The organism is Sphaerisporangium sp. NPDC005289, assembly GCF_040607455.1.
Lineage (GTDB): Bacteria > Actinomycetota > Actinomycetes > Streptosporangiales > Streptosporangiaceae > Sphaerisporangium > Sphaerisporangium rhizosphaerae.
This window is the reverse complement of record NZ_JBEXGS010000007.1, coordinates 79,898-92,062: the sequence shown is the minus strand read 5'-3', so window position 1 is coordinate 92,062 and position 12,165 is coordinate 79,898. Positions and strand designations below refer to the sequence as shown.

General features: G+C 72.1%; 9 protein-coding genes. 8 read left to right on the top strand and 1 reads right to left on the bottom strand.

The features are described from left to right. Nucleotides 1-34: 34 nt before the first annotated feature. From ABZT47_RS14570 to ABZT47_RS14550, 5 genes are read left to right on the top strand one after another with little or no spacing between them, the layout of a single operon-like run. A complete protein-coding gene (locus tag ABZT47_RS14570; RefSeq protein WP_354840870.1) occupies nt 35-757 on the top strand; it encodes a glycosyltransferase family 2 protein in 723 nt (240 codons plus the stop codon). A gap of 4 nt (nt 758-761) precedes the next feature. Continuing rightward, nucleotides 762-1,748, top strand: a complete 987-nt coding sequence (locus ABZT47_RS14565; RefSeq protein WP_354840867.1) for a glycosyltransferase — start codon at nt 762-764, stop codon at nt 1,746-1,748. 5 nt (nt 1,749-1,753) lie between these two features. Then, nucleotides 1,754-2,554, top strand: a complete 801-nt coding sequence (locus tag ABZT47_RS14560) for a polysaccharide deacetylase family protein (RefSeq protein ID WP_354840864.1) — start codon at nt 1,754-1,756, stop codon at nt 2,552-2,554. 49 nt (nt 2,555-2,603) lie between these two features. Then, complete coding sequence (locus ABZT47_RS14555) at nt 2,604-3,995, top strand: hypothetical protein (protein ID WP_354840861.1); 1,392 nt, start codon at nt 2,604-2,606, stop codon at nt 3,993-3,995. Beyond that, nucleotides 3,992-7,228: a hypothetical protein gene (locus tag ABZT47_RS14550; RefSeq protein WP_354840858.1), complete on the top strand. Its 3,237-nt coding sequence runs from the start codon at nt 3,992-3,994 to the stop codon at nt 7,226-7,228. The genes ABZT47_RS14555 and ABZT47_RS14550 overlap by 4 nt, the downstream gene beginning before the upstream one ends. Nucleotides 7,229-7,246: 18 nt before the next feature. On the opposite strand, the gene ABZT47_RS14545 is transcribed toward ABZT47_RS14550, so the two are convergent. Next, nucleotides 7,247-8,632, bottom strand: a complete 1,386-nt coding sequence (locus tag ABZT47_RS14545) for a xylan 1,4-beta-xylosidase (protein WP_354840856.1) — start codon at nt 8,630-8,632, stop codon at nt 7,247-7,249. Between the two features lie 319 nt (nt 8,633-8,951). Here ABZT47_RS14545 and ABZT47_RS14540 point away from each other — a divergent pair, with 319 nt between their 5' ends. The 3 genes from ABZT47_RS14540 to ABZT47_RS14530 all read left to right on the top strand — a co-directional run bounded on the left by ABZT47_RS14540 (nt 8,952) and on the right by ABZT47_RS14530 (nt 12,048). Continuing rightward, a complete protein-coding gene (locus tag ABZT47_RS14540; protein ID WP_354840853.1) occupies nt 8,952-9,530 on the top strand; it encodes a hypothetical protein in 579 nt (192 codons plus the stop codon). 96 nt (nt 9,531-9,626) lie between these two features. Next, nucleotides 9,627-10,709, top strand: coding sequence for a GNAT family N-acetyltransferase (locus ABZT47_RS14535; RefSeq protein WP_354840850.1), 1,083 nt, complete (start codon nt 9,627-9,629; stop codon nt 10,707-10,709). A 184-nt stretch (nt 10,710-10,893) separates the two neighbouring features. Then, complete coding sequence (locus tag ABZT47_RS14530) at nt 10,894-12,048, top strand: DegT/DnrJ/EryC1/StrS family aminotransferase (protein WP_354840847.1); 1,155 nt, start codon at nt 10,894-10,896, stop codon at nt 12,046-12,048. The last annotated feature ends 117 nt before the right edge of the window (nt 12,049-12,165 follow it).

The window sequence follows — 12,165 nt, the reverse complement described above, 5'->3', positions numbered from 1 at the left end:
ACCTCTCACTCCCCACCTGGCCATTTCGCCGACGGTGAGCGTGGTCGTACCGGCCATGAACGAGGCGGAGAACCTTCCGCACGTTTTCGCCACGCTTCCGCACTGGATCGACGAGGTCATCCTCGTGGACGGCAACTCCACCGATGACACCGTCGCCGTCGCGCGGCGTCTGCGCCCGAACCTCCGCGTCGTGCATCAGCGCGGCAAGGGCAAGGGCGACGCTCTGCGCACCGGTTTCGCCGAGGCCACCGGCGACATCATCGTCATGATCGACGCCGACGGCTCGACCGACGGCCGCGAGATCATCCACTTCGTGGGCGCCCTGGTCACCGGCGCCGACTTCGTCAAGGGCTCGCGCTACGCCAGCGGAGGCGGCAGCGACGACCTCACGCTGAGCCGCCGCCTGGGCAACAGCGTCCTGCGCTCGCTGGTCAACCGGATCTACGGAACCCAGTACACCGACCTGTGCTACGGCTACAACGCCTTCTGGGCACGCCACCTGGACGTCCTGGACCTCGACTGCGAAGGCTTCGAGGTCGAGACCCTGCTCAACATCCGGGCGGCCAAGGCGGGCCTGCGCGTGCACGAGGTGCCGAGCCACGAACGCAACCGCATCCACGGCGAGAGCAACCTGCGCGTCGTGCGGGACGGCTGGCGCGTGCTCAAGACCATCATCCGCGAGTGGCGGCGCCCGGTCATCGACATCCCTCCCGCGGCGGCCGCCCAGCAGCCCGCCGCCGACCAGGGCGCGGCATAACGGTATGAACATCTCCGTCGTCATCTGCGTCTACACCGAGGAGCGGTGGGACGACATCAGGGCCGCCGTGCAGTCGGTGCGCAGCCAGAGACGCCAGCCGTACGAACTGATCCTGGTCGTCGACTACAACCCCGAGCTGCACCTGCGGCTCAAGCGGGAGTACGCCGACGCGATCGTCGTGGAGAACACCCACGCGCGGGGCCTGTCCGGCGGCAAGAACACCGGGGTGGCCACCGCCACCGGTGACGTCGTGGCGTTCCTGGACGACGACGCGGTCGCGGACGCCGACTGGCTCGCGGCCTTCGAGGAGACGATGTCGGAGCGGCCCGCCGGCTCCGGAACGGTCGTGGGGGTCGGCGGGCTCACCAAGCCCCTGTGGGACACCGGTGAGCGGCCGCGGTGGTTCCCCGAGGAGTTCGACTGGACCATCGGGTGCACCTACCGCGGCCTGCCCGCCGAACGCAAGCCGATCCGCAACGTGATGGGCGGCAACGCCGCCTTCATCCGGGAGGTCGTGGGCGAGGTCGGAGGCTTCCACTCCGGCATCGGCCGCAGCGTCCAGGGCCGTAAGAGCCGCCCGCTGGGCTGCGAGGAGACCGAGTTCTGCATCCGGCTCTCCCAGCGCAGGCCGGGCTCGATCATGATGTTCGAGCCGCGGGCGGTCATCGGCCACCGCGTGCCCGCCTCCCGGGCGACCTTCCGCTACTTCCGGTCCCGATGCTACGCGGAAGGCCTGTCCAAGGCGCTGGTCTCCCAGAGCGTGGGCGCCGGCGACGGGCTGTCCAGCGAGCGCGCCCACGCCGTCAAGACGCTGCCGCGCGGCGTCCTGCGCGGCGTGGCCGACGCCCTGCGGGGCGACCCCGCCGGGCTGGCCAGGGCCGGCGCCATCGTCGCCGGCCTCGCCTGGACCACGTGGGGGTACGCCGTGGGTTCCGCGCGGCTGCGCGTGCGCGGTGACCGGGCCGGACGAACCATCGACCACGAACGGTGACCACCATGCGCGTGCCGATCCTGATGTACCACTCGGTGACCGACCGTCCGAACAGCGCGACCCGCCCGCTCGCGGTCCGCCCGTCGGTGTTCGAATCCCAGATGACCTACCTGAAGGACCGTGGGTTCACGCCGCTGACGCTCGGCGACCTGGTCGCCACTTTGTACGGCACGGGCGGCGCGCCGGTGCCCGAGCGTCCCGTGGTCGTCACCTTCGACGACGGGTACGCCGACTTCCACGGCGAGGCCCTGCCGATCCTCGAACGGCTCGGCTTCCCCGCGACGGTCTTCCTCACCAGCGGATGGGTCGGCGACGCGGGGAGCGACGCCGCGGGCCGCCCGCTGGACAAGATGCTGACCTGGAGCCAGGCCCGCGAGGCCGCCTCCTGCGGCGTCGAGATCGCCGGGCACAGCCACAGCCACCCGCAGCTCGACCAGTTACCCGAGGCCGCCCTGCGCCAGGAGCTGCGCCGCAACAAGGCCCTGCTGGAGGACAAGGTGGGGCGGCCGGTCGCCACGATGGCCTACCCCTACGGCTACTCCTCCGCGCGTGTGCGCAAGGAGGTGCGCAAGGCCGGCTACTGGGCGGCCTGCGCCGTGGCCAACGCGCTGGCCTGCGACGCCGACGACGTCATGGCGCTGCCGCGCCTGACCGTGGGCCGCTCCACGACGATGGACCGCTTCCGGCGGGCCGTCGAGGGGCGCGGCGTGCCGATCATCTACATGAAGGAACACGCGCTGACCAAGGGGTACGCCGTGGTGCGCCGCACCAGGTACGGCCTGCGCCACGTGGTCGGGCGTGAGTGAAGTAGCCGCGGGGAAGACGCCGCGCGTCGATGAGGGGGGTGACGCGACCATGAAGACGACAGTGACCGGCGACAGGCCGGAGGCGACGGACGCCGATGAGGCCGCCGGGAGATTGACCGTCCTGTGGCGGCGGCTCCTTCACGACCTGCGCAACCCGCTGTTCCTCAACGGCTACGCGCTGATGGCCAACACCGGCGTGACCGCGGTGCTCGGCATGGGCTACTGGCTGCTGGCCGCCCGGCTGTACTCGCCGGAGGACTTCGGGCGCAGCCAGGCGCTGATCACCGCGATGCGGCTGTTCGCCGGGCTCACGGCGCTCGGGCTGACCGGCGCGCTCGCCCGGTTCATCCCCGTGGCCGGCCGGCGCACCGGCGGGCTCATCGGCCGCGGCTACCTCATCTCCACGCTGACGGCCGTCGTGGCCGCGGGCGCGTTCCTGCTGACCCTGCCGTTCTGGGGAGAGAACTACTCCACGCTGGCCGGCGTCGGCCCCGGCCTGTTCTTCCTGGCCTCGGTGGCCATCTGGTCGGTGTTCACCCTGCAGGACGTGGCGCTCGCCGGCATGCGCAAGGCCGTCTGGGTGCCGGTGAACAGCTTCAGCTTCGGCCTGGTCAAGATGGGCCTGCTGGTGGTCCTGGCCGGGGCCCTGCCCGACGACGGCATCTACGTCTCGTGGGTGGTCCCGACCGCGCTGGCGCTCATCCCGATCAACATCCTCATCTTCGGCGTGCTGGTGCCGCGCCACGCCAAGCTGGCACCGGCCGGCTCGCGCCCGCCCCGGCTGCGCGAGATCGGCCGCTTCCTCGCCGGGGACTACCCTGGTGCGTTCTCGATCCTCGCCATCGTGTACTTCCTGCCGGTGTACGTCGCCTCGCGGGTCAACGGCGAGATGTTCGGGTACTTCTCCATCCCGCAGACCCTGGGGGCGATGATCGAGCTGCTGGCCATCAACATGGCCACCTCGCTCACCGTCGAAGGGTCCGGCGACCGCTCGATGCTGGCCGCCAACTGCCGCCAGGCGCTGCGGCGCGCGTACATGATCATCATACCGGTGGTGGCGGTGACCGTCGTGGCCGCTCCGCTGATCCTGGCGGTGTTCGGGCCGGGCTTCGCCGAGCACGGGGCGCCGCTGCTGCGGCTGATGGCCGTCGCCGTGCTGCCCCGCGTGCTGATCGAGATCTACCTGAGCGGGCTGCGCGCCCGCAGCGACGCCCGCACGCTCGCCGTCGTGCAGATCGGCCTGGCGGTGCTGGTGCTGTCGTCCTCGGTCATCCTGCTGCCGGTGGCGGGCATCACCGCGGTCGGGTACGGGCTGCTGTTCAGCGAGGTGCTGGTCGCCCTGCTGATCCTCCCGGGGCTGCGCCGGATACTCGGCGACTCGGCGACGCCGCGGTCATCGAGCGCGCGGGAGGCGTCCGAGACCGCATCATGGTCCACGTGAGGCAACGGACAGGCGACGAGGTGACAGAGGACACGGCGACGAAGATCGCCACCCCGGCGGACGACGACGCCCTCGACCCCGCGAACGATCCGGACACCGGTCACCCCGCACACCAGAACGCAGGCGCGGAGGCCGACGACGCAGGCCCCGAGGCCGACCTGGAGGCCGAGCAGCCCCCCGACGCCGCCGACCGCCCGGACGCCGGCGATCCCGGCGCCGGGATCGCCGGCCGGGACGCCGAGGACGATCTCGACGCCGAGGCCACCGACACCGAGGCCACCGACGCCGAGGACGGTCCGGACGGCGAGGACGCTCTCGACGCGGAGGACGAATCCGACGTCACCTCCGAGTTCACCCGGCCGGTGGCCCTGTCGATCGACCGCGCCCCCGCGCCCGCGGACACCGCCGAAGCCGGTGACAGCGACGACGACGTCGGCACCGCCGAGCCTGGTGACACCGACGACGCCGACGACGCCGAGCGCGCGGACGACGACGCCATGGGCGGGGACGACGACGCCATGGGCGGGGACGACGACGCCATGGGCGGGGACGACGACGTCGACGACGCCGATGTGACCCAGGTGCTGCAACTACCCGTCCAGCCCACCCCGTCCCGCGTTGCCAAGGACGCCACCGAGGACGCCGGCACGGCGCGGGACACGGCGAGTGCCGACGCCCCCGCCGACGCCCCGTCGGACGACGACGGGGACGGCGACGGGGACGACACCGCCCACTCCGATGACGAGCTCGCCGTGGTGCCGGCCGGGGAACCGGTCGACCAGGACGTCACGCAGGTGATCCCGCTGCCGCTGCCGGCCTCGCGCCCGCGGCCGGTCGCGCGGGCCGTCCAGGCGCCGCCCGCGCCCGAGGAGCCGCTTCGGCTGGACGACAGGGCCAAGGCTGCGCCGGGCCGGACGGACGCCCCAGACGACCCCGACGACTCGGACGAGTCCGATGACCCCGACACGACTCCGGCCGTCGCGCAGGCCGCGCCCGGGACTCCCCCCAAGCTCTCCGCCGCGACCGCGTCGGGGGCGGTTCCGTCCGGGGTCGCCGTGGCGGAGGCGGTGGAGGCGGGCGACCGGGCGGAGCCGCGGGTGTCGCGGCTGGCGGCGAGCGTGGCGTCGTGGCTGCCGCCGCTGCTGACCCTTGAAGGTCTGGTCATGTACGTGCTGGCGCTGCGGGTGCCGCACGGGGCCATGCGCGGCGTCGACCTCGACCGGATCAACGGGCTCGGCCTGATCTCGGTGCTGCCGGTCACGGCCTTCGCCGCGATCGCCCTCATCATCGTCTCGTTCTTCGTGACGCTGACCCAGAACACCGACCGCAAGGGCCTGCTGCTGTTCCAGCTCGCCGCGGTGACCTTCACCCTGCACGGGGCGGCGGCGCTGGTCGAGGCCGAGCCGCGCTTCCCCACGGCCTGGGTGCACGCGGGCTTCGCCGAGTACATCGGACGGGCGGGCGAGGCGCTGCCAGGGCTGGACGCCCGCTTCGCCTGGCCGGGATTCTTCGCGCTGTTCGGGTTCGTTCTGCGCGCCGCCGGGGTGGAGGATCCTTCGACGGTGCTGCAGTGGACGCCGCTGGTGTCCAACCTGCTCTATCTGCTGCCGTTCGTGCTGATCCTTCGGCAGATCGTGGCGACCACCCGGGCCCGCTGGTTCGCGGCGCTGCTGTTCATCCTGGTGCAGTGGATCGGGCAGGACTATTTCTCCCCGCAGGGCTTCACCTTCGCGCTGTACCTGGTGTTCGTCGCCGTCCTGATGCGCTGGTTCGGCCGCGCGGAGCCCAGGACGGCGCCGCTGCCTTCCAAGGGTCTTCTGCGGCGCACGCTGGCCCGGCTCGACCGCCTCACGCCCGGGGAGCTGCCGGCCAGGCCGACGACGGTGACCGACCGGGTGGTGCTGCTGACGCTGCTGGTCGGGCTGTTCTTCGCCACGACGGCGACCCACCAGATCACGCCGTTCATGATGATGGGCGCGCTGACGGGGCTCATCCTGCTGCGCCGCAGCGCCCTGTCCCTGGCGCTGCCGGTGTTCTTCGGGCTGATCGTGATCGCCTGGATCAACTACCAGGCGACGCCGTTCTGGAGCGGCCGCATCGACGAGCTGTTCGGCGGCATCGGCAAGATCTTCGCCAACCTGCAGGAGAACACCGGCGACCGGCTGGTGGGCACCGACGCGCAGCACGGCATCGTGCTGAAGGTGCGGCTCGGGATCTGCGGGGTGATCCTGCTGTTCGCGGCCGTCGGGCTGCTGCGCCGGCTGCGGCGCGGCGTCGGCGACCGGGCCGCGGCGGTGCTGCTGTGCGTGCCCACGCTGGCACTCGGCCTGCAGAGCTACGGCGGCGAGATCGGCCTGCGGGTCTACATGTTCGCCCTGCCCGCGGCGTGCATCCTGGGCGCGTACGCGTTCTTCCCGAACCTGCCCGCGCACACCACCGACGCCCGCGAGGGCGAGACGGTGCCGATCCGCCGCCGCACCATGCGGTACGCGCCGGGGACGACGCGGCGGGTCTCGGCGGTGCTCGCGGCGGTGACCGCCCTGGCGCTGGCGGGCGCGTTCCTGGTGGCGCGGTACGGCAACGAGAAGTTCGAGCGGGTCACCACGGGCGAGGCCGCGGCGATGCACTACGTGTACGCCCACGACCGGCCGAGCGCGCGGCTGCTGTACCTGGTGCCGATCCTCGGCGAGGAGGTCACGCCGACCATCCCGTGGCGCGAGCGCGACATCGACCGGGTCGAGTACGACCAGGCGCTCGTCACCAAGGATCCCGCCGACCTGGCCGGGGTGCTGACGGCGCTGCGTGGCAAGGCCCCGAACACGTTCCTGATCACCACGCGGGGCCAGGCGGCGTATCTGGAGCTGAACGAGGGCTTCCCCCCGGAGTGGGGCGAGCGGTTCCGCGCGGCGCTGGACGCTTCGACCAAGCTCAAGCGCGTGTACGCCAACCAGGACGCCGCCATCTACACCCTGCGCACCTATCCGAAGGGGTCGGAGATCCCGCCGCCGGCTCCGGTGACGATGGTGGGCGACCGCTCGACGCCGTGGACGCCGTTCGGGCTCGTGGCGCTGGCGCTGGCCGTCTCGACGCTGTTCGCGGCGGAGCTCGCGCGGCTGCGGGGCACCGAGCGGGCCGCGCGCGGGCGGCGCAAACTGGTGATCATCGGCCTGCTGATGACCGCCGCCGCCCTCGCCGTCATCGTGGAGCGCTTCCTGACCCTGACCTCCGGCTGACCGCGGGGCGGCCCGGGGTCACCGGCCGCGGTCGCTCCACTTGACGTCGTAGGGGGCGAGCTCGAACGACTTGCCGTCGACGGTGACCGTCAGGGCGGTGGCCGCGGTGTTCACCATGACCATCTGCCGGTCGACGGCGAGCACCTGGACGCGCGGGTCGGAGACGCTCAGGTCGACCAGCTCGGCGCCGGCGGAGAACCACCGGGTGAAGCCGCTGAGCAGGCCGGCCATGGGCATCTCGTCGCCCACGCCGGGCGTCCACAGACAGCCGGGGCAGTCGTCGCCGGCCTTGCGCTGCGGGCTCCAGTACAGGACGCTGGCCGTGCCGCTCCTGGCGAACTCCATCATGGCCACCGCCTGCACCGCCGAGCGGTGCTGCTCGTCCCAGTCGATGTTGTCGGGGGCGATGTACCACTCGGCCCACCAGACGGGCAGATCGCCGCCGCGCTGCCGCAGCCACGCGGTGACGGCGGAGAACTTCTTGAGCGCGGTGAACTCGTCGGGGACCAGCCCGCGGTCGTTGGTGGCCGAGGAGCCGTCGACGACGATGAAGTCGGCGCCCTTCTTGTGCGTGAGCCAGTAGTCGATGCTGGCGAGGTTCCTGCGGTCGACGGCGCCCCAGGGGCCGCGCAGGGTGGAGGCGTTGGCGCTGCTGACGTGGCTGTCGATCGGGATGTACGGGCCGCCGACCTGGATCTTCGGGTTGACGGCCTTGAGCGCGTCGTACACCCGGTTGTACAGGTCGGTGTAGGCCTCGACGTCCCAGTCGTTGTGGGCGTCGTCCCAGAACCCCTTGAACTCGTTCCACACCATGTAGTGGGTCACGGTCGGGTAGCGCCGGGCCACGGTGGCGGCGAGCTGGGCGTAGTCCTCGAAGTGGTCACGCTCCGGCGCCATCTCGATCTTGCTCCAGTTGGTGCGCCCCTCGGACCCGCCCTTCATCCAGTCGGGGGCGCAGCACAGCGTGAGCACGGGCTGGGACTTGGTCGCGGCCATCAGCTTGACGCGGCGGTCGAGGTCGCGGAAGTCGTACTTGCCGGGCGCGGGCTCGGGGTTGCCGGCGCCCCAGCCCATGATGTGCTGATTCTCCAGCATGGGGACGCGGGCGAACAGGTCGGCGACCTTGGAGCGGACCTCGTCGCGCTCGTTGTCGGCGCTGTACTGGGTGTGGGTCACGCCCCACCGCGGCCAGCTGTCCACCACCGGCGGCTGCTCGAGGCTGGGCGGCGGCTCGGGGGTGGCGAGGATGGTGGCCGCGACGCCGTCGGACCGCCCGCCGCCGCGCTGGGCGGCGATGGCCAGGAGCCCGGCCACCAGGGCGAGGGCGAGGACGCCGGCGCCGATGGCGATAGGCCCTCGCGGGATGTAACGACGCCGAGCATGCCGGCCACTGCTCTCCAACACTCCGTCACCGTATCCGCTCACGCTTGCAGGACCCTTGAATGCTCCCACCGCGCGAGCGCCCGTGGGCGCCGTCCGCCATGGTGCTCATGGCTCGCCCACTTACCACCAGACACGCCCATAACCCTTTTAACGCCGCAAGTATCACTCTAAGTGTTGTTCCAAGAATCAAGCAGCATAAGGTGTCAACGGCTTGTTTAAAGGGGTATAAAAGCCGCGACCGAGGATTTGAGGGGGCACAGTGGCCCAGGCATGGCTGCCCGTCGCCAGTCGAATTCCCGCTCTCGAGGACGCAGGGCCGATGGCCGGAGGCGCGCCCCGGGTGGTCTGGTTCATTTGGCCGACCGACCCCCAACGGGTGTCGGCCAAATCGGTGGCCCAGCGGCTCGTCCAGATCTCCCGACCGGCCCATCTGGTGTGGAACCCCGTCACCGGGCAGATCATCCAGTCACTCCCGCCCACCAGGGCGGCCTGCGGGCTGCCGGGCGCGCTCAACCGGCAGGGACGGGTGTGCGTCCAGATCCGCGTGCTCGGATCGGTGGAGGAGCCGTTCACCGAGAGCAAGATGGACGGGCTGGACGACATCCTGTCCTGGCTGGACTCCTGGGCGGTGCCGCGCCGGTGGCCCGCCGGCCCTCCCCTGCCCTACCCCCTGTCGGTGGCGGCGCAGGGCAGTCCGCGGGTGTGGGCCAGAGGCGGCCACTTCGGCGCCTCGCAGGTGCCCGGCGCCTCCGAGGGGGACCCGGGGGCGATCGACGTGCACCGCATCGTCGGCGAGCCGCCCGCGAGCCTCGACGTCCCGCGCCCGCGCGAGGGCGGTGTGAACGGCGCCGGCAGGATCGGCGCGGACGGACGCGGCGTGGAGCGCGATCGCTACCAGCATTCCCCAATCGCACCGTGATACGATCTTTATCGCCCTATTACATGGCAGGCACCAAGCTGGGTAGAAGGTGTAGGCGCCGTCTCAACACCACAGGGATCACCCCAGTAGGAGCCCATGCGCGTAACCGTCGTCCATCCCAGGGAACTCGGTCCCTCAGAGACGGCCCGCTGGCGGGCTCTGCAGGCCGCCGACCCCGCACTCGACAGCCCCTTCCTCTCGCCCGAGTTCACGATCGAGACGGGCCGGGTGCGCGAGCAGGCGCGGGTGGCCGTCCTCACCGACGGCGCCGACATCGTGGGCTTCTTCCCCTTCGAGCGCCACCAGTTCGGCATCGGCATGCCGGTGGCCGCCGGGCTCACCGACGCCCAGGGCATGGTCCACGCCAAGGACATCGACCTCGACCCGAACGAGCTGATGAAGGCCTGCGGGCTGGCGGTGTTCGAGTTCGACCACCTGCTGGCCGGCCAGCCGCTGGTGCCCGCCAAGCACACTCGGCACCCCTCGCCGGTCATCGACCTGTCCGACGGCTACGCGGCCTACGTCGAGACGCTCAAGCAGGTGTCGGGCAAGACCTACAAGTCCACCGCGTACAAGACGCGCAAGCTCCAGCGCGACTTCGGCCCGATGCGCCACGACTTCGGCGTCACCGACGAGGCCGTCCTGCGCACGCTGCTCGACTGGAAGACCGACCAGTACCGCCGCACCGGCCGCACCGACCGCTTCGCGCGGCCGTGGATCGTGCGCCTGGTGGAGAACCTGCTGCACATCGACACCGAGCACTTCGGCGGGCAGCTCGACATGGTGTACGTCGACGGCCGGCCGGTCGCCGGGCACTTCGGGCTCCGCACCAAGACGACCCTCGCCGGCTGGTTCCCGGCCTACGACCCGGCCTACGCCAAGTACTCCCCCGGCCTGATCCACCACCTGGCGATGGCCGAGCGCGCCGCCGAGGCCGGCATCCGCCTCATCGACATGGGCCGCGGCGAGAAGGAGTACAAGGACAAGCTGAAGACCGGCGAGCTGTGGGTCACCGAGGGCCGTGTCGCCCGGCCGACTCCGGGGGCCGGAGTTCACTGGCTCGTCCGCGTGCCCGTCCGTAAGGCCCGTGGAACGGTCCTCGCCAACTCGGTGCTCCGCGAGACCGCCGACCTGGCGCTGAAGACCTACGGCAGGATCCGCACCACCATCGCCTCGTGACCTGCTCCGCGTCCGCGCGTCATCCCTGATGACCGGCGTCCACACGGGGCTCGCCGTGTAACAGGCGCCCGCCCAGCCGGGTAACGGGCCCGCATAGATGGGGTAACCGCCCGGCTCCCATGCGCTACCTTTCTGCTTTGCCGGACCTGGTCCAGGCACCACCAGGCGGCGGAAAGAGGGAGCAGTGAGTCCCGAAAGACATCTCGCGGCGCGCACGGGGCGCGAGACCGTGTACCTGCCGTCCAACCGGCTCGGTCTGTACCTGGCCCTGCGGCACTGGTGCACACCCGGGCAGCGGCTGCTGATGTCTCCGATCTCGGCCGACGAGATCCTCTTCCTGGTCCTGGCCGCCGGGCTCATCCCGGTCATCGCGCCGGTCTCGGTCCTGGACGGCAACATCGAGCTGGCCCGGGTGCTGCTGGGCGCGGTGGACGCCGTGCTCACCACCAACCTGTACGGCCTGCCCGACGACGTGCTCGGCATGACCGGCCTGCTGGTGATCGAGGACGTCGCCCACGCGGCCGAGACGTCGGTGGACGGCCGGCCGCTCGGCACATTCGGCGTGGCCGGGGTCTTCAGCATGTCCAAGCACGCGGGGGCGGGGTCGGGGGGCGTGCTCGCCGTGGACAGCCCGGCCGACCGGCGCGAGCTGGAGCGCGAGCGCGACCTGCTGCTCCAGCCGGGCGCCCTGCGCAGGGACCTGCTCGGCGTCGCCACCTCCGCCGCCCGCCGCACCGCCTTGCGCCTGGACATGGCCCGCCCCGCCATGCGGCTGGCCCGCGTTCTGGGCCTGCAGGAGCCGCGCCAGGGCTACCGCATCGCCCTGCGTCCGCAGGAGCTCGCCGCGACGCTCGCGGGCGGGCACGGCCTGCCGGCGTTCGACGCGTGGGTCCGCGCCGACCTGCACGACTACCGCGGCTCTCGCGGCGCCGTCGCCCGGTGGTACCAGGGGCGGCGGCTCGCGCGCCTGCCCAAGGAGCGGGCGGCGCGGCTGGCGGGCGTCGCCCGGCTGGCCGAGCTGCCGACGGCCGCCGCCGGGGTCCGCGCCCAGATCGACCAGCCGCTGTTCCGCGTCCCGTTGCTCGTCGCCGACCGCGACGGCGCCATCGCCGCGCTGGAGCGCCGCGGGGTGCCCACCGGTTACCTCTACGACCCGCCCTACGACGACTACGCCGAGGGGTTCGTCGAGCCGTCGCCGGAGCGCGAGACGGCCCGCTGGTGGGCGCGGCACGTGCTGCCGGTCGACCCGCTGTACGCCGGGCGCGCGCTGCCGGTGGTCGAGTCGCTGCTCCCGGCTCCGCCCCCGCCGGGCGACCACCTGCTCCCCCGCGCCGCCTGACTCCCGTCCCCTGACTCCCGGCCCCGGCCGCACACGGCTCCGGCCCCGCGCCCGTCGCCTCCCCCGTCCGGCGCGGCCGTGGCCCGCGGCCCTGGCCGGCGGCCGTGGTCAGCGGGC